Origin of the sequence: Corynebacterium sp. HMSC034B08 (genome assembly GCF_001835805.1) — a bacterium.
GTDB classification, from domain to species: Bacteria; Actinomycetota; Actinomycetes; order Mycobacteriales; family Mycobacteriaceae; genus Corynebacterium; species Corynebacterium coyleae.
On the sequence record NZ_KV825961.1, the window covers coordinates 1,363 to 23,230 of the forward strand.

20 protein-coding genes and 1 pseudogene are annotated in these 21,868 nt (G+C 62.0%); 14 read left to right on the plus strand and 7 right to left on the minus strand.

From position 1 onward, the window contains the following. Together HMPREF2656_RS05825 and HMPREF2656_RS05830 are read right to left on the minus strand one after the other, a co-directional pair. Window positions 1-2,658: transcription-repair coupling factor (locus tag HMPREF2656_RS05825; RefSeq protein ID WP_070816096.1), on the minus strand; the 2,658-nt coding region annotated here is incomplete at its 3' end. Beyond that, the gene (locus HMPREF2656_RS05830) at window positions 2,651-3,319 is read right to left on the minus strand and encodes a TetR/AcrR family transcriptional regulator (protein WP_070816097.1); all 669 of its coding nucleotides are present in this window, start codon (window positions 3,317-3,319) and stop codon (window positions 2,651-2,653) included. The genes HMPREF2656_RS05825 and HMPREF2656_RS05830, both read right to left, overlap by 8 nt. Before the next feature lie 171 nt (window positions 3,320-3,490). Between HMPREF2656_RS05830 and HMPREF2656_RS05835 the strand changes: the two genes are divergently transcribed. Then, a complete protein-coding gene (locus HMPREF2656_RS05835; RefSeq protein ID WP_168167540.1) occupies window positions 3,491-4,105 on the plus strand; it encodes a DUF3558 family protein in 615 nt (204 codons plus the stop codon). Between the two features lie 361 nt (window positions 4,106-4,466). Next, window positions 4,467-6,107, plus strand: coding sequence for a hypothetical protein (locus HMPREF2656_RS12830; RefSeq protein ID WP_070816099.1), 1,641 nt, complete (start codon window positions 4,467-4,469; stop codon window positions 6,105-6,107). A gap of 93 nt (window positions 6,108-6,200) precedes the next feature. On the opposite strand, the gene HMPREF2656_RS05845 is transcribed toward HMPREF2656_RS12830, so the two are convergent. Further along, window positions 6,201-7,688 carry a multicopper oxidase family protein gene (locus HMPREF2656_RS05845; RefSeq protein ID WP_070816107.1) on the minus strand — a complete coding sequence of 496 codons (1,488 nt, stop codon included), beginning with the start codon at window positions 7,686-7,688 and terminating at the stop codon, window positions 6,201-6,203. Between the two features lie 53 nt (window positions 7,689-7,741). Here HMPREF2656_RS05845 and HMPREF2656_RS05850 point away from each other — a divergent pair, with 53 nt between their 5' ends. The 8 genes and pseudogenes from HMPREF2656_RS05850 (at window position 7,742) to HMPREF2656_RS05885 (ending at window position 16,440) form a co-directional block, all read left to right on the plus strand. Further along, window positions 7,742-8,956 (plus strand): MFS transporter, encoded by a 1,215-nt coding sequence (locus tag HMPREF2656_RS05850; protein WP_070422626.1) that lies wholly within the window; start codon window positions 7,742-7,744, stop codon window positions 8,954-8,956. A gap of 65 nt (window positions 8,957-9,021) precedes the next feature. Next, window positions 9,022-10,461: a bifunctional UDP-N-acetylglucosamine diphosphorylase/glucosamine-1-phosphate N-acetyltransferase GlmU gene (gene glmU, locus HMPREF2656_RS05855; RefSeq protein ID WP_083319460.1), complete on the plus strand. Its 1,440-nt coding sequence runs from the start codon at window positions 9,022-9,024 to the stop codon at window positions 10,459-10,461. 10 nt (window positions 10,462-10,471) lie between these two features. Then, the gene (locus tag HMPREF2656_RS05860; protein ID WP_070422625.1) at window positions 10,472-11,449 is read left to right on the plus strand and encodes a ribose-phosphate diphosphokinase; all 978 of its coding nucleotides are present in this window, start codon (window positions 10,472-10,474) and stop codon (window positions 11,447-11,449) included. Between the two features lie 76 nt (window positions 11,450-11,525). Continuing rightward, a complete protein-coding gene (locus tag HMPREF2656_RS05865; RefSeq protein ID WP_070422624.1) occupies window positions 11,526-11,972 on the plus strand; it encodes a hotdog fold thioesterase in 447 nt (148 codons plus the stop codon). Between the two features lie 3 nt (window positions 11,973-11,975). Continuing rightward, window positions 11,976-13,319, plus strand: a complete 1,344-nt coding sequence (locus HMPREF2656_RS05870; protein WP_070816100.1) for an amino acid permease — start codon at window positions 11,976-11,978, stop codon at window positions 13,317-13,319. Between the two features lie 8 nt (window positions 13,320-13,327). After that, on the plus strand, window positions 13,328-14,341 hold the full coding sequence (gene hisC, locus HMPREF2656_RS05875; protein ID WP_070816109.1) for a histidinol-phosphate transaminase: 1,014 nt from the start codon (window positions 13,328-13,330) through the stop codon (window positions 14,339-14,341). 13 nt (window positions 14,342-14,354) lie between these two features. Further along, window positions 14,355-15,667, plus strand: a pseudogene (locus tag HMPREF2656_RS05880) (MFS transporter). 128 nt (window positions 15,668-15,795) lie between these two features. Next, the gene (locus HMPREF2656_RS05885; protein ID WP_070422621.1) at window positions 15,796-16,440 is read left to right on the plus strand and encodes a 50S ribosomal protein L25/general stress protein Ctc; all 645 of its coding nucleotides are present in this window, start codon (window positions 15,796-15,798) and stop codon (window positions 16,438-16,440) included. A gap of 43 nt (window positions 16,441-16,483) precedes the next feature. Here HMPREF2656_RS05885 and HMPREF2656_RS05890 read toward each other — a convergent pair whose 3' ends face one another. Next, window positions 16,484-17,533 carry an HNH endonuclease signature motif containing protein gene (locus HMPREF2656_RS05890; protein ID WP_070816101.1) on the minus strand — a complete coding sequence of 350 codons (1,050 nt, stop codon included), beginning with the start codon at window positions 17,531-17,533 and terminating at the stop codon, window positions 16,484-16,486. A 109-nt stretch (window positions 17,534-17,642) separates the two neighbouring features. On the opposite strand from HMPREF2656_RS05890, the gene pth (HMPREF2656_RS05895) reads away from it, so the two are divergent. The 3 genes from pth (HMPREF2656_RS05895) to HMPREF2656_RS05905 are packed head-to-tail and all read left to right on the plus strand — an operon-like array spanning window position 17,643 to window position 19,564. Then, window positions 17,643-18,188, plus strand: a complete 546-nt coding sequence (pth, locus tag HMPREF2656_RS05895) for an aminoacyl-tRNA hydrolase (protein WP_246825124.1) — start codon at window positions 17,643-17,645, stop codon at window positions 18,186-18,188. A gap of 4 nt (window positions 18,189-18,192) precedes the next feature. Then, entirely contained in the window at window positions 18,193-18,993 is an 801-nt protein-coding gene (locus HMPREF2656_RS05900; protein WP_070614925.1) for a fumarylacetoacetate hydrolase family protein, read from the plus strand. Window positions 18,994-19,003: 10 nt separating this feature from the next. After that, the gene (locus HMPREF2656_RS05905; RefSeq protein WP_246818901.1) at window positions 19,004-19,564 is read left to right on the plus strand and encodes a DUF6891 domain-containing protein; all 561 of its coding nucleotides are present in this window, start codon (window positions 19,004-19,006) and stop codon (window positions 19,562-19,564) included. Here the strand turns inward: HMPREF2656_RS05905 and HMPREF2656_RS05910 are convergent. Beyond that, complete coding sequence (locus HMPREF2656_RS05910; RefSeq protein WP_070614923.1) at window positions 19,561-19,890, minus strand: hypothetical protein; 330 nt, start codon at window positions 19,888-19,890, stop codon at window positions 19,561-19,563. The two genes, HMPREF2656_RS05905 and HMPREF2656_RS05910, sit on opposite strands and share 4 nt — an antisense overlap. A 23-nt stretch (window positions 19,891-19,913) precedes the next feature. After that, window positions 19,914-20,798, minus strand: a complete 885-nt coding sequence (locus HMPREF2656_RS05915) for an NAD(P)H-dependent flavin oxidoreductase (protein WP_070816103.1) — start codon at window positions 20,796-20,798, stop codon at window positions 19,914-19,916. 16 nt (window positions 20,799-20,814) lie between these two features. Between HMPREF2656_RS05915 and pth (HMPREF2656_RS05920) the strand changes: the two genes are divergently transcribed. Continuing rightward, window positions 20,815-21,327, plus strand: coding sequence for an aminoacyl-tRNA hydrolase (pth, locus tag HMPREF2656_RS05920; RefSeq protein WP_246825125.1), 513 nt, complete (start codon window positions 20,815-20,817; stop codon window positions 21,325-21,327). Here pth (HMPREF2656_RS05920) and HMPREF2656_RS05925 read toward each other — a convergent pair. Continuing rightward, window positions 21,311-21,850, minus strand: a complete 540-nt coding sequence (locus HMPREF2656_RS05925; RefSeq protein ID WP_070421246.1) for an NADPH-dependent FMN reductase — start codon at window positions 21,848-21,850, stop codon at window positions 21,311-21,313. The genes pth (HMPREF2656_RS05920) and HMPREF2656_RS05925 overlap by 17 nt on opposite strands. Window positions 21,851-21,868 lie beyond the last annotated feature (18 nt).

The following is a 21,868-nucleotide window of genomic DNA, read 5'->3' on the forward strand; positions in this document are numbered from 1 at the left end:
AAAACCCTGCACGGTCTGCTCGAGCACCTGCTCGCTCATCTGGCCGTGGGCGACAACGACGCGGGCCTCGGGAACGAGTTCGCGCAGTTGGCGGGCAGTTTTTTCGATGTCGGAGACTTTGTTGTGGATGTAGAAGACTTGGCCGTCGCGAAGCAATTCTCGACGAATCGCCGCCGCCACCTGCTTATCCTCTTGCGGACCGACATACGTGAGCACCGGGTGCCGGTCTTCCGGCGCGGTGGTAATCGATGTCATTTCGCGGATGCCGGTCAGCGACATCTCAAGCGTGCGCGGAATCGGCGTTGCCGTCATGGTGAGCACGTCAACGTGCGACTTCAGCGCCTTGATGTGTTCCTTGTGCTCGACACCGAAGCGCTGCTCCTCGTCCACGATGATCAGACCGAGGTTCTTCCACTGCACGCCAGTCTGCAGCAGTCGGTGGGTACCAATGACGATGTCTACGGAACCATCCGCAAGACCTGCGAGGATCTTCTTCGAATCCGCGGTAGAGGTGAAACGCGACAGCTCGCGGACCTCCACCCCAAAACCATCCATGCGCTGCGTGAAGGTGGAGTAATGCTGCTGGGCAAGCAGCGTCGTCGGCACCAGCACCGCGACCTGTTTACCGTCCTGCACTGCCTTAAACGCGGCACGCACGGCCACCTCGGTTTTGCCGAAGCCCACATCGCCCACGATCACGCGGTCCATCGGCGTGGGCTTTTCCATGTCTTCCTTGACCGCTTCGATGGCGTTGAGCTGGTCTTCCGTCTCTACGAACGGGAAGGCATCTTCCATCTCGAGCTGCCAGGGGGTATCCGGCGCGAACGCGTGGCCCGGCGCGGCTTGGCGCTTGGCGTAGAGCTCCACCAACTCGCCGGCGATCTCGCGCACGGCGGCGCGCGCCTTGCGCTTGGTGGACTTCCAGTCCGAGCCGCCCATCTTGCTTAGCGACGGCTTCTCGCCACCGGTGTACTTACTCAGCAGGTCCAGCGACTCCATGGGCACCCAGAGTTGGTCGCCGGGCTGTCCGCGCTTGGCGGGCTGGTACTCGAGCACGATGTATTCGCGTCGCGACGCCTCATCGCCGGCCTTGATAGTGCGCTCCGCCATCTTCACAAACTTGCCGATGCCGTGGGTGTCATGCACCACGAAATCACCCGGCTGCAAAGCCAACGGGTCGACGCGGTTGCGGCGGCGCGGGGCGCGTCGCTTAGCGCCGGCGATGTCGCCGACGCGATTGCCGGTCAGGTCCGTTTCAGTAACCACCACAAGGTTCGGGCCGCCGAAGACCAGACCTGCGTGCGATAGTGCTTGGTAGAGCGTGACCGCGCCATCGACGGGCTCGAGCCCCGGTGTGGCCACTCGTGCAGACACGCCGTGTTCGCGCAGCCGCTCCGCCATGCGGTCGATCGCACCTTTGGCCGGAGCGACATAGGCGGCCTTGCCGTGGTTTTGCGTCACGTGCAGTTTCAGCGAGGCGTAGAGCTGCTCGATCTGCTTCGGATCGCCCTTCGGCGCGGGTGCTGCCTCGAACTCGAGCGGCAGCGTCGACGCGTCATCCGCGGCGAACATGCCAGGAGGCGCAAAGGTCCACCAGGCGTTTCCGGCCTTCGACGCGGAGACCTCCAGGGACTCGAACGAACGGTACGACGAAGCAGAGACGTCCAGGCCTTCCACCGCCACCGGGCCTTCGGCGCCCATCGCGGCGGCCTCCCAGCCGGCCTCGAGGAACTCGCGGTCGGTCGCTTCCAAGTCGGCAATGCGAGTACGAACCTTCTCCGGGTTGGTCACCAACACCACCGAACCGGCCGGCATCAATTCCGGCAGCACCGAATACGTCTTATCGGTCAGCGCCGGGATGATCGCTTCCATGCCGTCCGCCGGCTGCTTTTCGGAAATGCGTGCAAGCAGCGACGACAAGGTGGGGTTCGACGGGAATTTGCGGGCCAGGTCGTCGGCTTTGGCGGCCACGGTGTCGTCGATAAGCAACTGCCTTGCTGGAAACAGTTCGACGGCACCAACCTCTTCGATGGTGCGCTGATCCGCAACCGCAAAGGAGCGGATGTCGGTGACTTCGTCGCCCCAGAACTCGATACGCACAGGGTTCTGGGCAGTGGTGGGGAAAACGTCAATGATGCCGCCGCGGGTAGCAAACTCGCCACGGCCCGCAACCATATCCACGTGGTTGTAGGCGAAATGCACCAACTGCTGCGTCAGGTCCTCAAAGTCGGCTTCCTGGTCCACCGCCACCCGAATCGGCTCAATCGCAGGCAAAACCGGCTGGCACACGGCGCGCGCCGCAGCCACGATCACCCGCGGCATATCCCACAACACCTTCGCACGTCGGCCAACAATGTCCGCAGCTGGCGACAAGCGCTCATGGGGCAACGTCTCGTAGGCGGGGAATTGGGCGACCTTGTCGTCGCCAAGCATTGCCTTGAGCTCCGCCGTGAGGTCTTCCGCCTCGTGCCCCGTCGCCGTCACCAACAGCACCGGAGTCTCACGCGCGATCGCACCAGCAGTCCAGGAACGTGCCTGGTCAATGCCGGTAATATGCAGCGAATCTTCCCCCACATGCGTCACCAAACCCTTCAACTTGGGGTCCGTCAACGCCTGGGTGAGCAGCCCACCAAGCACGGGCGGGGTGTTATCAGTCATGCAATGCTTCCTCTTCGTTCGCGTCGCGATCCACAGCGCGCTCATCTCCAGCGACATCTTCACCAGCAATATGCGGCTTGGCCTCCATCCCCCGCAACCCATTCCAACACAGGTTAGAGATATGCGCCGCCACAATATGCTTGTTTGGCTCCCGCTGATCCAACCACCACAGCGCAGAATTAGACACCGTGCCAACCAGCGCCTGACCGTACAACCCGGCCATCGCCTCATCTAATCCACGGTGCTTAAACGCCTCCGCCAGCAGGTGGGAAACCTCAGCGGTCACACGGTTAAGAATCGTCGAATACGTCCGCCCCTCCCCCGGCAACTGACCATGCGCAAGGATGACAAACCCGTCGGTGTCATCCTCCACGTACGTCAGCAACGCCAGCACACCACGCTCAATGCGATCGCGCCAGCGCCCCTCCTGGATCGACCCCATAATCGTCTCCTCCAGGCGGACCATCTCCCGACGAATAACTGCCTGGTACAACCCCTCTTTGCCCCCAAAGTGCTCATACACCACCGGCTTGGTCACCCCGGCGCGAGCCGCAATCTCCTCCATGGAGATCCCGTCGTATCCGCGCTCAGCAAAAGCAGCGCGCCCAACGCCTAATAATTGTTCCCTACGCTGGGGTGCAGTCATTCGCCTACGAGCCATATGTTCCACTCTAGATCCCTCTCCGACACACCCCATCTTTGGTTGCCACGGGATGTGGTCTACAATCAGCGATGCTATTCCCCATGGTGTAATCGGCAACACTACGGTTTTTGGTACCGTCATTCTAGGTTCGAGTCCTGGTGGGGAAGCTTTTTCATATGGGGAGGGGAAATGAAACGATTCGCAATACTTTCTACAGCTCTATGCGTGATGCTCTCGGGGTGCACTACAGAGCAACCGCTTAACGACGACACCACGCCCAACATCGAATCCGGCACACCACCCGAATCTGCGGAGGATAAGCCTCAAGCACAAGCGTTCGTGTTCGAAAGCGGCGTGCTAGAAATCGGCGACTTCGACCCGTACACAATCGGCGACGACATCTTCGATCCCTGCACGGAAATCACGCAGGAAGAATTCGCCGCCGCGGGGTTTGAGGATGTGGAGCCGCTTCCGGAGAAATATGCGGCATTCGCTCGCGGAATGAGTGCTTGCGACAGCCAAAACGGCGATGAGCTGTTTCCTCCAGCGTTTATGAGCAGCAACGCGAATCGCAAAGTTGTTGCAGAGCAAGTGGAGATGTTCGATTACAAATCTGAAGTCCTACCGACGCTTTATACCTTCGGCCCATTGAGCGGCATCGGCCCTAACTGTTATGCCCAGATCGATACCGTGCGTGGCGCAATCACCGCGATCGTCGGAGGAGTCGAGGGTTTTAGCGACCAGAGTCAGAATTGCAGAGATGCAATCGACGCATTAGAGCGCATCTACCAGGCTTTTCATTAACCATTGTCCACTAAAGTGGACAAACTCTTTTCATCCGTTTCTTTCTCGTTTATCTTTGAGAATGAGCAACAATCTTTTTGGGGGAAAAATGATTATAAAACTCGACGTAGCTCAGACAGAAGCTGCAGTTAGCCAACTACGGGGAATTGCGAATTCACTTTGGAAAAGTGGTGCTGCTCTCGATAACCCACTTCTAGCATCCTTTTCTCAGGTCAGTGGCCTCGCAGATGCAGGGCGTACTCTGAGCCCAATCGGGGATGTAAACGCACCAGAAGCAAACCAAGCGGTCGCAACCTACCTTCTGGGTACGGCGAACATTCTTGAAACAGCGCTGAACAACACGCTGCGGACGGATGATTCGTTGTCCGGTGCGTTGGCGTCGCTCGGTCCGGTGTTTGAGGGACGCGTTAACCAGGTGCAGCCACAACTGATTGAGCTCCTGCAGAAATCGCGTTCGGTCGATCCGAAAACCAACACGTTTGCAAACCCGGCGGCAGTCGCGACTGGTGATTCGTCGCTGCACGCCTTGCACGCCAAGTTGTTGGAGACCGACACTTCTCGTGCGATGTCTGCTTCCGAGTTCTGGAACTCAAATGCAGAACTGATCGCCGATGCGATGGAGGAGCTCAACGAAGTCCAGCACGCGTTGAGTACCTCGGCAGAGACATCCTGGATTCACAACGCGATGCGCACCATCACACAGGTCCAGAACGCAGGTATGGAATACGTGGCTAACTCGCGCTCCCTCGCAGCGCACACCGCAATGCTTGCCGACGCCGCAGACGCCGAAAAACTCATCGCATCCAGCACCGTGATGGCATATGACGCTGCACCGTCGCCGGAAGAAAAGCTTGCGATCGAGCAGGCGTACTTGCTCAACTTTCCGGCACGAATGACATCAAACTTGGTCGCTGCGATCCCGACGTTTAACCGTCTGCTTCCGGAGTTGAAGGAGATGTCTGGCGACTCCTACAGCGTCGATAGCATTCCCTCGCCAGCAGCGCCCGCATTTGAACCAGCAGAGTTGCCGGAACCAATCCAGAATGCGCTGATCAACCGTGGCTACGGGGATATCGCAAACGCGAAAACACCGTCAGAGGTTCTGCAGAACATGGGGCGGCCCTCGCCAAACGTGCTTGATTCCATTCCGGCAGGTGCTACGCCTACGCAGGCTGCGTCGGCAGTGCTGGCACCGCCAAGCACAAATGCGATGGCTCCGACCCCAGGTGCGATCTCTGCTGGCGCGCACCCAGGTGCGCACAGCCCAGCGTTCACCGGTGCTATCACCCCTGCAACCACACGTGGGGCGAACTCGGGCGGGGCATCCGCCGGCACCAATAGCGGCGCGGGTGGATTCGCTCCAATAGCTGGTGGGCCCAGCAACGCTGCAGGCACTGGAAGGCACGCTGCTCGTGGAAACCAGATGGGCGCAGGCACCGGGGTTGGAGTGCCTGGCGGTTCCCGCGGGGGCTCCCCTGCTTCCCAGGCTGTTAGCGGCCGTGGAGCTGGAAATGGCATCGGCACTGGCCGAGGCGCCGGAGCAGGGGCTGGCATGTACGCAGGTGGCGGCATGCACGCCGGTCGTCCGGGTTTCAGCACGGGCGGCGGCGTGAGCGCCGGTGCTGGTGTCGGTCCAAGTACCGGTTTCGGCGCCGGTTCGCCGGGTGCTCACGGTGCTACCCCGCACGGCTCGACAGGGCACGCGCCAACAGGCTCCGGCACAGCTAACGGTGCACACGGTGCCCACAGTGCCCACGGCGCCCACGCCACAAACGGTGCGCACTCCGCGAATAATGCGGCAGGCGCACACCGCGGCGGTGGTGTCGTCGCCGGGCAACCGATGATGGCCGGGCGCAACCAAAACGGTCGCGCATCCGACAAGGCCGCCGCCAAGGTCAAGACAGTCACCAGCGCGGTCGAGCGCGACGGCAACCTCAAGGCACTGCTCGGCGACGCCCCACTATTGCTGCCGGAGGTCATCGGCTACAACGTGCGCCGATAGTCACCGCGAGCGGCAACGCTCGAAACAGCAACCCGAAACAAAACCACGCCCCGGTGGGATTCGCACCGGGGCGTGGGGTCGTCGAGAAGCAATCTAATGCTCGTGGCCGTGCGGGAGTGCAAGGTCCGGTTCTTGGCCAGGCTCGACGATGACAAATTGGCCCATCATGCCCTGGTCTTCGTGGTTGAGCATGTGGCAGTGATACATGTAGGCCAAGGTGGGGTCGGGGTGATACGCGATCTCCACAAGCAACGTCACCGTGGAAAGCGGTGGCACGTCGATGGTGTCGTGCCATCCGGCAGTGAACTCCACTTCCCCACCCTCAACACTTTGCACGGCGAAGCGTGCGTTGTGGATGTGGAAATTGTGCAGCATATCCTCGTTTTCGTTGGTCACTCGCCAGATCTCAGGCCCGTCGTGGTCGACGACAAAGTCGACGCGCGACATGTCCATCGTTTGGCCGTTGATCTCAATGCCATTGAGTCGGAACTCGCGCTCCACACTTGCCGACGACGGCACGTCCAACGGCACCAACGTTTCCGACAACGCAGGCGACGCCGGTGCGTCTTCAGACGGGGCGGCTATCTCAAGCAGGTCGAAAGTGTCGCGTGCGCCGAACAGGTCGGCGGTTTCTTTATCTGGCAAGCCGCCGAGGTCCGGGAGTTCGTCGCTACGCAACATCAGGTCCTTGCCCGGCTCCAGGTCCACCACGATTTCCACGCGCTCGCCCGGGGTAAGCAGCACGCCGTCGACCTCCACCGGGGAATCGAGGAACCCCTGGTCAGTGGCGACGATCTTGAACGGCACACCCAGCGTCAGGTGGTGGAAGCGCAACACGGAACCGTTGAGCACGCGGAGACGCACGCGGCGGGTTGTGGCCTCGAAACGCGGTTTGGTGATGCCGTTGACCACCACGGTGTCGCCGACCCACCCGTGGTCTTCGTCGAGCTGGCCGTCTTCGGTGAACTGGGCGTTGGTCAGGATCACAGGGATGTCGTCGACGCCGTAGTCGGCGGGCAGGCCGGGGATGGCGGTGGTGTCGTCGTCGACAATCAGACCGCCGGCAAGGCCGCGGTAGGCGTGCACCGCGGACATTTCGTGCGGGTGTGGGTGGTACCAGCACGTCGCGGCGGGCTGGTCGACGGTCCATGACGGCGACCAGGACTCGCCAGGGTCAAACATCAGCGCCGGCCCGCCATCGGCGGCGGCTGGAAGGTGCAAACCGTGCCAGTGCACCACGGTCGGCTCCGGAACCTTATTATGCACCGTCATCTCGATGCGTTCGCCGCGCCGCATGTACAGCGTTGGGCCCAAGAACGGCCCGTTGAATCCCCAAGTTTTGGTCATGACACCAGGGATGATTTCGGATTCGCCTTCCTGGGCGGTTAGTTCGAAGCGGCGTACGTTGCCGTCGAGGGCGCCTTCGTACAGCGGCGGGATCGGCAGCGGGCGCGCCTCGGCGTCGGCACCGCGCGGGGTGGGCTGGTTTGATGTCGAGCACCCAGCCAATGCAGCACCCGTGGCTGCGGCTGCAACGGCGAAAACGGTCCCTTTAAAAAATGTGCGTCGAGAAAAAGCCATTACGTCCTCCAAAAACTCGCCGAAAACCATGAATGATCCTACTATCCCGATATATGCGTAACGAGGAAGCGAATGCCCGCCGGTTCATCTGGTCGAACGGCTTACAAAACATTGGCGATCAGGTAGTCGCCCCGAAAACGGTGCTGCCGTGGCTGTTCAATGCTGCTGGGGTGCCGGCGGCGTTCACGTCGTTTCTCGTGCCAATTCGCGAGTCAGGCTCGATGCTGCCGCAGGCGTTTTTGAGCCCGTGGGTGACGTCGCAAAGCTCGCGCAAACGAGTCTGGTTGATCGGCTCGTGGGGCCAAGCGTTGGCCTCTGCCGGCATTGCGCTTAGCGCGCTGTTGCTCGAGGGAAGTGCGCTCGGCATCGCAGTCATTGTCCTGCTTGCGGTGCACGCGGTGTTTCGCTCCATCTGCTCCATCGCAGGCAAAGATGTCCAGGGCCGCACGATTTCCAAAGGCCACCGCGGCGACATCACCGGTCGCGCCACCGCGCTCGCCGGCGGTTTCACTCTCGCGATCGGTCTCGCACTGTCGTTTATCCCCAACGAACTTCCGCAGTGGTCACTCGCCGCGCTGCTCGCCGGCGGTGCGTCGATGTGGGCGCTCGCTTCGCTCGTGTTCATGCGTATCGACGAGCCCACTCCCGACACCGACACCTCCAACGGCCAAGGCTTCCACGACATGTGGAAGCTGGTCACCTCCGACCGCGACCTGCAACGATTCCTCATCGTGCGCTCGCTCATGCTGGTCACCGCGCTTTCCACCCCGTTTATCGTCGTGTTGGGCAGCCGCGAAGGCGCCGACCTCACAGGCCTCGGTGCGTTCATCGTCGCCTCCGGCGGCGCGTCACTGCTTGGCGGGCGGGTTTCGGGCCGGTTGTCGGACAGGTCGTCGAAACGCACGATGGCGTGGGCTGCAGGTTTCGCGTCCACTGTGCTCATCCTGCTCGTTGCCAGCGCACAGCTTGTCGACGACACCATCAACGCCTGGGTCATGCCCCTAGGCTTCTTCCTGGTCAACCTCGCCCACACCGCAGTGCGGGTCAGCCGCAAGACCTACCTGGTAGACATGGCCGACGGCGATAGGCGCACCATGATCACGGGTGCCGCCAACACCGTCATGGGCATCGTCCTGCTCGTTGTCGGCGCAATCTCCTCGGCGGTTGTGCTGCTCGGCCCGCAGGCAGCGCTGATCTTCCTGGCTGTTGTTGGTTACGCCGGTGTGTTTGGTGCCGCGAACCTGAAGGAAGTCTCGGCAAACAAGTAGGCCAGAGCCCATAGGCGTTATGCTTGGGGCCGATCTCAAAACGTCCACCCCCAAGGAGTAATCGAGTGCCTAACCACTCCGATCGCGCCGTTGTCGTGCTCGCGGCCGGCGCGGGAACCCGCATGAAGTCCGACCGCCAAAAGACGCTGCACGAAATCGGCGGGCGCAGCCTGCTCTCCCATTCGCTGCACGCCGCAGCCGGTGTGGAACCGACCTACCTCGTTGCTGTGGTCGGCCACCAGCGCGACCAGGTCGCCCCAGCCGTGGAGCACATCGCCGAGCAGATGCACGTGGAGATCCGCCAGGCGATCCAGGAGGAGCAAAACGGCACCGGCCACGCAGTGCAGGTCGGCCTGTCGGCAATTCCGGATTTCGACGGCACTGTCGTGGTCACCAATGGCGACGTACCGTTGTTGACGCCGGAGACGTTGCAGGCGCTCGTCGAAAAGCATGAGTCCGAGCATGCCGCCGTGACCGTGCTCTCCCTCGAATTCGACAACCCCACTGGCTACGGCCGCATCATCCGCGGCGAAGCTGGCGACGTGCTCGAAATCGTCGAAGAAAAAGACGCCACCGACGAACAACGCAAGGTCCACGAAGTCAACTCCGGTGTCTTCGCCTTCGACGCCACCGTGCTTCGCGACGCCCTCGCGCGCGTCACCCCCGACAACGCCCAAGGCGAGTTCTACATCACCGACGTCCTCGGCATCGCCCGCAACGACGGCCGCAAAGTCTCCGCCTTCATCGCACCTGATGCCCGCGAACTCGCCGGTGTCAACGACCGCGTCCAACTCGCCGAAGCAGGCAAAGAACTCAACCGCCGCCTCGTCGAGCGCGCCATGCGCAACGGCGCAACCGTCATCGACCCGGCCACCACCTGGATCGGCGTCGAGGTAGAAATCGGCCGCGACGTCATCATCCACCCCAACACCCAACTGTGGGGCTCCACCGCCATCGGCGATGGTGCCGAAATCGGCCCCGACACCACCCTGACCGACATGGAAGTCGGCGCCCGCGCCACCGTCGTACGCACCCAAGGCGAACTCGGCGTCATCGGTGAAGAAGCCACCGTCGGCCCCTTCACCTACATCCGCCCCGGCACCGAACTCGGCGCCCGCGGCAAACTCGGCGGCTTCGTCGAATCCAAAAACGCCAAGATCGGCGAAGGTTCCAAGGTGCCCCACCTGACCTACATCGGCGACGCCACCGTAGGCAAGCACTCCAACATCGGCGCCTCCAGCGTTTTCGCTAACTACGACGGAGTGAACAAGCACCACACCACCATCGGCGACTACTGCCGTACCGGCTCAGACACCATGTTTGTCGCACCGGTCAATATCGGTGATGGCGCGTATACCGGCGCGGGTACAGTAGTCACGGAAGATGTTCCAGCCGGCGCGCTCGCCATCAAGGAGGGCCACCAGCGCAACATCGAGGGCTGGGTAGAAAAGCGCCGCCCCGGATCCGACGCGGCAGAAGCTGCAAAGAAAGCACGCGAGAAGTAAAGGTTCAAACATGACTGGTTACTCCACAGAAAGCCACAAAAACCTCAAGGTCTTCACCGGGCGTGCGCACCCGGAACTGGCAGAGGCCGTAGCAGACGAACTCGGCATCGAGCTCGTGCCCACCACCGCCCGTGACTTCGCCAACGGCGAAATCTTCATCCGCTTCGAAGAGTCCGTCCGTGGCTCCGACTGCTTTGTCATGCAGTCCCACGCACAGCCGCTGAACAAGTGGCTCATGGAGCAGTTGATCATGATCGACGCGCTCAAGCGTGGCTCCGCGAAGCGCATCACCGCGATCCTGCCGTTCTACCCGTACGCACGCCAGGACAAGAAGCACCGCGGCCGCGAGCCGATCTCCGCCCGCCTCATCGCAGACCTGCTCTCCGCAGCAGGCGCGGACCGCATCGTCTCCGTCGACCTGCACACCGACCAGATCCAGGGCTTCTTCGACGGCCCGGTCGACCACATGCACGCCCAGCCGATCCTGGTGGACTACATCAAGTCCAAGTACTCGCTGGACAACCTCGTGGTGGTCTCCCCGGATGCCGGCCGAGTGAAGTCCGCTGAGAAGTGGGCCAACATGCTTGGCGACGCCCCCATGGCCTTCGTCCACAAAACCCGCGACATCGACGCCGCAAACAAGGTTGTCTCCAACCGTGTCGTCGGCGACGTCGAGGGCAAGGACTGCATCCTCATGGACGACATGATCGACACCGGCGGCACCATCGCTGGCGCCGTCGGCGTGCTCAAGGAAGCCGGCGCGAAGTCCGTCGTCATCGCCTGCACCCACGGTGTCTTCTCTGATCCGGCACGCGAGCGCCTCAGCGACTGCGGCGCAGAGGAAGTCATCACCACCGACACCCTGCCGCAAAACACCGAAGGTTGGAAGAACCTCACCGTGCTGTCGATCGCACCACTGCTGGCAAAGACCATCCGCGAAATCTTCGAAAACGGTTCCGTGACCACCCTCTTCGAGGGCCAGGCCTAAACCACTCTTGACCGCGACAGCCGGGGCAGCTTCACCGCTGCCCCGGCTTCACGCTTAGGGAAAGGACACAATCTCCATGTACAACCGCTACGCCGAATCCGTAGAAATCACCCCAGAGCTTGAGCACGCCAAAGCCATGTACGACGGCGACGCCACCCTCGAGTATCTGGGCGCCATCATCACACGGTTAGAGCCAGGCGTGGCGGAAGGCGAGTTTGTCGTCGATAAGCGACATGCAAACGGATTCGGCGTCTGCCAAGGTGGCGTCCTGTTCACCTTCGCCGACGCCCTCTTCGGTGGCGCCTGCAACTCGCGCCGCACCGAACCCACCGTCAGCGCACAATCCGAAATGATCTACCTCGCACCCGCGAAAATGGGCCGCACCATCCGCGGCGTCGCCCGTGAACACCACCAATGGGGCCGCAACGGACTCTCCGACGTCACCCTTTACGACGGCGACACCGTCATCGCAGAATTCCGCGGACTCTCCCGCACCACCTCACGTCCCCCGACAGGAAACTAAACCATGAGCCTCCAAGAACAAGGACTCAAACGAAGCGTCAAAAGCCGCCAACTCATGATGATCGCCTTCGGATCATCCATCGGCACCGGACTTTTCCTCGGCTCCGCCAGCTCCATCCAATACGCCGGCCCCGCCGTCTTGATCTCCTTCGCCATCGTCGGCGTCATCGTTTACTTCCTCATGCGCATGCTCGGCGAAATGGCCGTCGAACACCCCGTCTCCGGATCCTTTGCCGCATACTCCCGCGAATACATCGGCCGCGGAGCCGGATTTATCACCGGCTGGAACTGGTGGTTCACCACCGTCGTCGTCGGCATGCTGGAACTGACCGCCATGGGTACCTTCCTGGACTACTGGTTCCCCCACATCCCCCACTGGGTCACCGCGCTAGTCTCGCTGCTGCTCGTCGTCGTCCTCAACGTGCTCAACGTGCGCGTGTTCGCCACCACCGAATACTGGCTTTCCCTGATCAAAGTGGCAGCACTCGTCCTCATGATCGTGCTCGGCCTCGCGCTTGTCTTCGGCGTCGGATCCGAACCCGCCATCGGTCTACAACACATCACCGACCACGGCGGATTCATGCCAAACGGCATCTCCGGCGTCCTCTTCGCACTCGTCGCAGTGACCTTCACCTTCGGCGGCATCATGTCCATCGGCACTGCCGCCGGCGAAGCTGACGACCCAGACAAGGCAATTCCCCGCGCGGTCAACTCCGTAGTGTGGCGCATCCTCGTGTTCTACCTCGGCGGCATCGGCACCATCCTGCTGCTCGCACCGTGGAATGAGCAGGACACCAACGAAAGCCCGTTCATCCGCGTACTCACCGGCGTCGGGTTCTCCGGCGCAGCGACCGCCTTGAACGTCGTCATCGTCGTCGCCGTGTTCTCCGTGCTCAACACCATGACCTACTCCGGCGCCCGCATGCTTCGCGACCTCGCCCGCAACGGCCAAGCCCCCAAAGCCCTCGCCGAAACCAACCGCAAAGGTCTGCCCACCAAAGCATTGCTTTTCGACGCCACCCTCATGGGCGTCGTCGTCGTCATCCTCAACTACTTCTTCGAAGGCAAAATCTTCGCCATCCTGCTCGCCATCATCGTCGGCACGGAATTGATCACCTGGGCCGGCATCTGCCTATCCCACCTGAACTTCCGCAAACACGCCGGCAACACAAAATTCCCCGCCCCGTTCTACCCAGTTGCGAACTGGATCTGCATCGCATTTTTCGCCCTCGTACTCGTACTAATGGGTATTCTTCCCGATTACCGCATGGGTCTAGCCACACTCTTCGGCTGGATCCTCGCCCTCGGCCTCATTTGGTTGACAACCCAACGCAGGAGCAACGCATGACCCGCAACATGATCCGCCCAGACCTCGACACCATCCCCGCCTACGTGCCGGGAGCCCGCAACGACAGCGCCATCAAACTCTCCTCCAACGAATCCGCCGACGGCCCACTGCCCTCAGTGCTCGAGGCAATGCGCGACACCCTCGGCTCCATGAACCGCTACCCCGACATGGGCGCCACCGACATCCGCACCGCCCTTGCCGAACACCTCGGCGTGACCATCGACCAGGTCGCCGTCGGCACCGGCTCCTCCGCCCTGTGCCAACAACTCGCGACAATCACCGCACAGCCCGGCGACGAAATCATCTTCCCCTGGCGCAGCTTCGAGGCCTACCCCATCTTCGCCCGCATCGTCGGCGCAACCCCCGTCGCCATCCCACTCGACGCCGAGCACCGCCTCGACCTGACCGCCATGGCCGCAGCGATTACCGAACGCACGAAACTCATCTTCGTGTGCAACCCCAACAACCCAACCGGCACCACCATCACCAACGCCGAGTTCGAAACCTTCATGGACGCCGTCCCATCCGACATCCTCGTCGCACTCGACGAGGCCTACTTCGAATACAACCGCGCCACCGACACCCCCATCGCCACCGACGTCATCACCCGCTACCCCAACGTCGTCGGCCTACGCACCTTCTCCAAAGCCTACGGCCTCGCCGGCGCCCGCATCGGCTACGCCTTCGGCCCCGCCGACATCATCAGCGCCCTCAACAAAGTCGCCGTCCCCTTCTCCGTCAACGCCGTCGCCCAAACCGCAGCCCTCGCCTCCCTCAAAGCCACCTCCGAGCTGCAAACGCGTATCGACGACACCATCACCCAACGCCAACACCTCACCACCGCACTCAACCTCCCCGAATCCCAAGCCAACTTCATCTGGCTGCCGGATTTCCCGCGTGAAAAAGCTGACCGGCTAGCGGCAGAGGGCGTGCTGGTGCGTTCTTTCCCGGAAGGTATCCGCGTCACCGTCACCAACTCAGCCGAAACCGACGCCTTCCTGAAAGCATGGGACCGTGCGTAGTGAGCGCCGCCGCGTGATCGCGGCGACCACCATCGGCACAGCCATCGAGTGGTACGACTACTTCCTCTACGCCGCCGTCGCCGGTTTGGTGTTTAACCAGACCATGTTCGGTCCCCTCGGACCTGCTGCGGCGACGATCGTGAGCTTCCTCACCGTCGGCTTGTCCTTCCTGTTCCGCCCGCTCGGTGCGGTGCTGGCTGGCCACTACGCCGACCGATTCGGGCGCCGCGGCGTGCTCATGATCACCCTGTTCACGATGGGCACCGCCACCACGCTTATCGGCCTGTTGCCCACCTACGACACCATCGGTTGGCTTGCCCCCGCCGCACTGATTCTCCTGCGCATCCTGCAGGGCACATCGGCCGGCGGCGAATGGGGCTCCGCAGTCCTCCTCGCCGTCGAGCACGCCCCTGTGAACAAACGCGGCCTTTACGGCGCCGGCCCCCAGGTCGGTGTTCCCGCTGGCCTGCTCATGTCCTCCGGCATGCTCGCCCTGACGACCGCCGTCGCCCCCGGTGACGCCTTCGTCGAATGGGGCTGGCGCATTCCCTTCCTGCTGTCCATCGCGCTGACGTTCCTCGGCTGGTGGATCCGCACCGGCGTCGAAGAATCGCCCGTCGTCGAGGAGATGCGCGAGACCGGCACCCGCAGCCCCATCAGCGGCCTGTTCAAATCTCACGCGGGAGTTGTCCTCGCAGCCGCCCTGATCTTCGCCGCCAACGGCGCCGTCGGTTACATGACAACCGGCGGCTACATCCAGAACTACGTCACCGACCCCACCGGCATTGGGCTTTCACGCGGGGACATTCTCTGGGCTGTCACTGCATCGGCTGCGGTGTGGTTGTTCACTACAGCGTTCGCCGGGTGGGTCTCGGACTACATCGGGCGTAAGCGCACGCTTGCGATCGGGTTTGTGGTTCAGGCGGCGGGTGTTGCGGTGTTGTTCCCGCTCGTCGATACGGGTTCGATTGCAAAGATCACCGCGGCGTTGATTTCCTCACCGTTGGCCTGGGCCTGACGTACGGCGAGATTGGCGCTTTCTACGCGGAGCTTTTCCCGGCTTCGGTCCGGGCGTCCGGGGCGTCGATTTCGTACGCGTTGGGTGCAATTCTTGGTGGTGCGTTTGCTCCAACGATTGCGGCTGCGTTGCGTGAGGCTACTGGTGGTACGGCGGCGATTACGGTGTATTTGATGGCGGCGACGTTGACGGGGTTCGTCGTTACGCTGCTTGTGCGTGATCGCACCGGCATCCCGCTTGGCCATGATCATGAGGACCTCCAGGCGGCGGGGCATTTTGTGTGGGAAAAGTCGGCTGGTAGCCTGTAGCAGTCTCGGCGAGGGCTTTCGGGCCGTTATCGACGCGATGAAGATCCACTATGCGATCACTCGACGAGCACAATCCGTTAAGTGGTCGCAGGCAAAGCCTGTGGCCCTTCCAACCGAAGGAGTACAACATGGCTATTACCCCAACCGTTATCAAGGGTGAGCGTCGCGAGGAGTTCGGTAAGGGCTCCGCACGTCGTCTGCGTCGCGATGGCAAGATCCCGGGTGTCCTGTACGAAAAGGGCATCGAGAACATCCACTTTGCGGTTGACCGCATTGAGATGACCGCGATCGTGCGTAACGACGGCACCAACGCCATCGTCGAGCTTGAGCTCGACGGTGAGAAGCTGCTCGCCATGGTCAAGCACGTCGACCAGAACGTTCTGACTCTCGAGATCGACCACATTGACTTGTTCGGCATTAAGCGTGGCGAGAAGGTTACCGTCGAGGTTCCGGTTGTCACCGAGGGCGAGGCTGCTCCGGGCGCTGTTGTGTTCCAGGAAGCCGACGTTGTCGAGATCGAGATCGACGCTCTGTCTATCCCGGACGAGATCACCGTTTCCATCGAGGGCAAGGAGATCGGCGACCAGATCACCGCTGGCGATCTCGAGCTGCCGGCGGGTGCGGAGCTGATCACCGATCCGGAGAACTTGCTTGTCAACATCACCTTCGAGCAGGTTGATGAGGATCTCGAGGCTGAGGCTGAGGCTGCTGAGGAGGGCGGCGCTGAGGCTGGCGCTGAGTCTTCTGAGGCTGGTGAGGAAGCTTCCGAGTAATTTCGGCACGACGATTGGCCCGCTTTTTTGGCGGGCTTTTTCGTTATGTGAAGAGTTGTTGCATGGCTCCGGGCGGATGCTTCTCGACGACCGACCCTCCCGGCGATACCCACACCGGTATCCCATCGCGTATCTGTATTCGCCCGTAGCGGTTTTCACGCGGGTCATCGTCGTTGCGCCCGTTATGGAACCGACACAGTGGCACGAGGTTGGCAAGGTTGGTCTCCCCGCCATGGCGCCAGGCTTGGATGTGGTGCATGTCGCAGTTGTCAGCCCCATGCCGACAATCGGGCACCGGACACGTCGGCGACATCATCGATGCCAACGCGCGCTGCTTACTATTTGCAAACCGCTGCGTGCGATACAAGTTGACTGCACCCTCTGTCGGGTGAAACGCCGCGACTTCCAGCTCGTCGCCGAATTGCTGCGCGAGAAACTCCGCACCTGTCATCGTCGTGCCATCAGTCAGCGTGAGCGTGACCTCATCGCCTCCACCAGATTGGATACGCGTCCATTCGGGAAGCGGCACCATAACAATCGGCCGTGGTACTGCATGCGGCACCCCACCACCGTCGCCATCACCGCGCAAGATGCCCATAAGCGCATCAGCCATCTGGCCGGCTGGTGGCAGTTCAGTATCGATCAGCCCACGCAGCGTGTGCTCAATATCGGCAATGTTGCGCGCCGAATGCGTCAAGTGCAGCGTGGCCATCCCTTCGCGAGCACGAGAAAACCGCACTTGCTTTTCAGGCGCGGGTTTCTTCGCGTCAATAACCTGATCGGCATAGCGCGACAGCGCGTCGAAGCGGCCCTGAAACTTCAGCAGGGTAAAACGCAACCGCCAACGCTTCGCGGCATCTTCAACCACCGCGAGTTTGCGTTCAATCAAACACAACTGATCCAAGGGTGTGTCTGCTGCCATGTGGCGTGCGTCGGATTGTTTCCGCGTGAATTTCGTTGCCCCGTAGTAGACGTCGTGCACGCGTGACCATTCTCGGATGCGCGACGGGTTCAGCCCGGCAGCGAGGGCTGTGTCGCGATCGAAGTCGGCGATGTCCGAGAGCCGGAAGCCGAGAAGGTCTACAAATGCCATGGCATAAACGCTACGAAGCGATCAACCACCGCACAAGACCCACCACAAAAATGTGGATAACTCCAACACCAAATTCCACAATCCCCTGGTGAGAAGTACTATGTGCGTCGTGACTGTTCTGATCGTTGGTCTTGGGAATCCTGGCCCTCAGTATGAAAATACGCGGCATAACGCGGGTGTGGTCGTCGTCAATGAGCTTTTGGAGCGCGCCACCCCGATGCCCGCAACCTTGTCGGCACACAAGCGCACTAACACCGAGGTGGCGGAGTTGGCGGCGGGACGCCTGGCCAAGGACCGTGTGATCGTTGCGCGCACGCGCAGTTTCATGAATGTTTCGGGCGGGCCGGTGAAGGCGCTCGCAGATTATTTCGGCGTGAAGCCGGAAGACGTGTATGTGATTCACGACGAGCTCGATCTGGACCTCGGCGAGGTGAAGATCCGTCTCGGCGGTGGCGATCACGGCCATAACGGGCTGAAGTCGGTGACCAAGGCGCTGAACAAGCTGTACAACAAGGTCGCCGTCGGCATCGGTCGCCCGCCCGGACGGATGGCGCCGGCGGATTATGTGCTGAAACCATTCAGCGCGAAGGAGCAGGTTGATCTCGCAATTGCGGCCGCGGACGCGGCGGATGAGATTCTGCGCGCGTTAGGCTAGCCGCATGAAACTTGCGACGATCAGGACCGGAAACACCACCACCGCGGCACGGCTTATCGACGACACCCGCGCCGTCAAACTCAACGCTCCCGACATCGGCGCGCTTTTGCACGCGGGAAATTTCGAGGAGGGCGAGGAGTTCACCTTCTCCCCCGCTGATTTCGCGCCGGTGATTCCTCGTCCCGGCAAGATCATCTGTGTGGGGCTGAATTACGCGAAGCACATCGCGGAGATGGGGCATGATCAGCCGGATGTGCCGACGCTGTTCATTAAGTTCCCGGAGGCGCTCGTTGGGCCGTATGACGACGCTGAGGTGCCGGACTTCAACGCGGAGTCGTTGGATTTTGAGGGTGAGTTGGCGGTGGTCGTCGGTAAGCGGGCGCGCCATGTGTCCAACGGTGCGGATTACATTGCTGGCTACAGCGTGATCAACGACTACACGCAGCGCACGTATCAGAAGCGCACGCAGCAGTGGCACCAGGGCAAGTCGTTGGAAAAGACGGCGGGGTTCGGCCCGTGGCTGGATACGCAGTGGCAGCCGGGTCCCGCGATTACGACGACGGTTAATGGTGAGGTGATGCAGCATTCGCGTACCGACGACCTCGTGTTTACCCCCGCGAAACTCATCGAGTTCATCTCGCATCTGTATCCGCTGGAGCCTGGTGACGTGATCGCAACTGGCACTCCGGACGGTGTTGGCCACGCGCGTGATCCGAAGCGCTACCTGAAAAATGGCGACACGGTGCGTGTTGAGATCGAGGGCCTTGGTGCGATCGAGAACACGACCCGCGTGATTTCTTGCTAGCCTCGTGCCCATGAGCCAGCACGCGATGTTGACCAGCAAGTATCCGCCGTCAGATAACCTCTACGAATCGCAGTCACGCGAGGGCGACATCTCGCTCATGCTGTGCCATGGGTGGAGTACCGGCGAGATCGAGGCGTTTTTTGAGGACGATAACGGCGGCGATCCGGTCCCAGGGCTCGATGTGCTTATCGACGACATCCGCGCCGAGTACGCCAACCTCATCCCCAAAGCTTCCGAGGACGCGCAGCGCCTCGATACGCTCCGCGACGCTCTGGCTGAGCGCAACCTCGCGTTCTCGTTCGACGAGGGGCTTACTCAAAGCGACTGCGCCGAGGAAGCCGCCGAACAGGCAGAAAATGATGGCCGCAGCGGCTATGTGTACTGCACGAACCAGGACGTGGATCGAGTCATCCACACCGGCGAGCTCTACTTCGGGTTTAGCTCCGTTGAGGCGGCCGAATCGCTCGTGGAAGCGCTTCGCGGTGTTGGCCTGACCCCGATGTGGGGCGGCAAACCTACCGAGCGTGTGGCGTGTGAGGGGCTCGTCGTCGAGCTCCCGCTCGCGGATTAGAAGCCGAGCTGATCGAGCAGGCGAACTTCTGCTTCTGCGATTAACTGCAGCGGGAACAGCAGAAGGAGAAACGGTGCGGAGCTCAGCATCACCCCAGGAGCTTTCTCCGTCCCGCTCTTGTTCGCGCCACCGTTGAGTTGCTCGGCGCCGTTGATGATGTTGGTGACAAGGAAGTTGTAAAGCCCCCAGGCGCTGCCGCTGTAGGCGCCGTCATGGTTAGCAGGAGCGGCCGGAGCCGCCGGTGCCGCGCTGGCTGCCGGGGCGAGCGCGCCCAGTGCGAGCGCGCCGGTCGTTGCGGTGGCAATTGCGATTTTGGAAAGCTTCATACCTTTCTCATCGCAACAGCTGTCTAGGGCGTTAGCATCCGCTCGATCTCGGCAGCCGGTGCAGCCATCAATGCTCCCCGGTCGGCGCCGACGAGGCAGTAGTCGTTATCCCTGGTCATCGGCCGTAAATACGGGTAGGTCGGCGGCAGGTCAGGATTTTCCCGCGTGAAATCTGTTTCCACACCGCTCGCCCACCGTCCGGAGAAGGCGCGGGAGACCACGGCGGGTGTGTCGGTGCGCAGGAGTTCGCGGTTGTGTTGGCTGGTGCCGGCTTCGTCGGCGAGGAGGAATGCGGTGCCGCAGGCGACGGGCATGTCGATCGCGGCGACGTCTTCGGCATTGCGGACGCCGCCGGCGGCGATCACGGGAACGGTGGCGAGGGGCCGCAGATCTGCGAGCAACTCCGGCAATGAGCGCTGGTCAGGGTCGTCGTGTTGGCTCCAGGTGCCGCGGTGGCCACCGGCGCGTGGGCCCTGGATGATCACGCCGTCGACTCCCCTGGCTTGGGCTTCGCGCAGTTCGGCCTCGTTGGTTACTGTCGCCCAGGCTTCCGAGCCGACCGCATGCAGTTGTGCGATCTCGGTTTCGGTGAAGCAGCCGAACGTCGAGGACACAACGGCGGGTGCGGCCTCCAGCACGGCGGCGAACTTTTCGGCGTAGTCGGATTCGAGCGCCGGAACTTCCTGTTGGAGGTGGTGGGCGGTGCGGTGGACGTCGTCAAGCAATGGCTCGGGTTGGGGCACGAAGAGGTTCGCGCCGAACGGCGTCTCGCACGCGGCGAGCCACGAGCGGGCTTGCGAGGCGCTACAGGTGCCGAGCGCGATGAAGCCGAACGACACCGCGTTGACGAGTTCGGGTGTGGATGGTCCGCCGGCCATGGGTGCTGCGATCACGCGTGGAAATTCCATGGGTACAGTGTGGCACGTGTTTGGTTTTTTCAGGCGCCCCAAGGCCGATTGGCTGGTTGTGGGGCTGGGTAACCCGGGTGCGGAGTATGCGCGCACGAAGCACAATGTGGGCTTTTTGGCGCTCGACGAGTTGCCGAAGCTCGATGGTGTGGCGCGTTGCAAACCGCAGACGTATATGAATCTGTCGGGTGAGGCGGTCGCTCCCCTTGTCCGGAAGTTCAACATTCCGCCGGAGCGGATCATTGTGCTTCACGACGAGCTCGATCTCCCAGCCGGCAAAGTCCGCGTGAAGTTGGGCGGGAACGAAAACGGCCATAACGGTCTGAAGTCGATTACGGAGCACCTGGGGACGCGCGATTACGTCCGCGTGCGCATTGGTATTGGCCGCCCGCCAGCGGGTACGGCGGTGCCTGATTGGGTGCTCAGTGAGGTTTCCGGCGACGAGGACATCGCAACCGCGGCGGAGGCCGCCCGCCTGATCGTCGCCGAGGGGTTAGCGAAGGCGCAGAACGTTATCCACGCGCGCTAATTGCCTGTTCTAGGTCGGCAAGCACGGTGCCCAGCGCGTCGGTGTTGGCGGCCTTTTCTTCCTCGAGGTCGGTGCCGAAGATGTTGATGCCCACCTGGTTGCGGATGTCAAACATGGAGAAATTCGCGACGATCTGACGCCAGTGCTCGATCGCGCGAATCGCGCCGGTGCCGCTGTAGCCGACGAACGCGACCGGCTTGCCTGCCCACTCGGAGGCGAGTGAGTCGAAGGCGTTTTTCATGGTGCCGGGGATGGAGTGGTTGTACTCGGGGGTGACGAAGACGAAGCCGTCGCAGGCGTCGATGGCGTTTGACCAGGCGGTGACGGCGTCGTGCTCGTATTGTTTGTTGGCGGCGCCCGGCACGGTGGCGGCGGTGAGCGCCGGGACGTTGAACTCTGCGAGGTCGAGGAGTCGGTACTCGACGCTGTCGCGGGCGTTGCCGGTGTCGCGTACCCAGTGGGCGACACCTTCGCCGACGCGGCCTTGACGGATGGATCCTAGAATTACGCCAATTGTTGTCATGTACGCGACTGTACTCGG

What these genes read in the sequence shown, in the direction of transcription:
- HMPREF2656_RS05925 (WP_070421246.1), bottom strand. Translation starts at nt 21,850, where the DNA reads ATGACAACAATTGGCGTAATTCTAGGATCCATCCGTCAAGGCCGCGTC.
- HMPREF2656_RS05845 (WP_070816107.1), bottom strand. Translation starts at nt 7,688, where the DNA reads ATGGCTTTTTCTCGACGCACATTTTTTAAAGGGACCGTTTTCGCCGTT.
- HMPREF2656_RS05850 (WP_070422626.1), top strand. Translation starts at nt 7,742, where the DNA reads ATGCGTAACGAGGAAGCGAATGCCCGCCGGTTCATCTGGTCGAACGGC.
- HMPREF2656_RS05860 (WP_070422625.1), top strand. Translation starts at nt 10,472, where the DNA reads ATGACTGGTTACTCCACAGAAAGCCACAAAAACCTCAAGGTCTTCACC.
- hisC (WP_070816109.1), top strand. Translation starts at nt 13,328, where the DNA reads ATGATCCGCCCAGACCTCGACACCATCCCCGCCTACGTGCCGGGAGCC.
- HMPREF2656_RS05835 (WP_168167540.1), top strand. Translation starts at nt 3,491, where the DNA reads ATGAAACGATTCGCAATACTTTCTACAGCTCTATGCGTGATGCTCTCG.
- HMPREF2656_RS05905 (WP_246818901.1), top strand. Translation starts at nt 19,004, where the DNA reads ATGAGCCAGCACGCGATGTTGACCAGCAAGTATCCGCCGTCAGATAAC.
- HMPREF2656_RS05830 (WP_070816097.1), bottom strand. Translation starts at nt 3,319, where the DNA reads ATGGCTCGTAGGCGAATGACTGCACCCCAGCGTAGGGAACAATTATTA.
- HMPREF2656_RS05870 (WP_070816100.1), top strand. Translation starts at nt 11,976, where the DNA reads ATGAGCCTCCAAGAACAAGGACTCAAACGAAGCGTCAAAAGCCGCCAA.
- HMPREF2656_RS05890 (WP_070816101.1), bottom strand. Translation starts at nt 17,533, where the DNA reads ATGGCATTTGTAGACCTTCTCGGCTTCCGGCTCTCGGACATCGCCGAC.
- HMPREF2656_RS05885 (WP_070422621.1), top strand. Translation starts at nt 15,796, where the DNA reads ATGGCTATTACCCCAACCGTTATCAAGGGTGAGCGTCGCGAGGAGTTC.
- HMPREF2656_RS05910 (WP_070614923.1), bottom strand. Translation starts at nt 19,890, where the DNA reads ATGAAGCTTTCCAAAATCGCAATTGCCACCGCAACGACCGGCGCGCTC.
- HMPREF2656_RS05915 (WP_070816103.1), bottom strand. Translation starts at nt 20,798, where the DNA reads ATGGAATTTCCACGCGTGATCGCAGCACCCATGGCCGGCGGACCATCC.
- HMPREF2656_RS05865 (WP_070422624.1), top strand. Translation starts at nt 11,526, where the DNA reads ATGTACAACCGCTACGCCGAATCCGTAGAAATCACCCCAGAGCTTGAG.
- HMPREF2656_RS05900 (WP_070614925.1), top strand. Translation starts at nt 18,193, where the DNA reads ATGAAACTTGCGACGATCAGGACCGGAAACACCACCACCGCGGCACGG.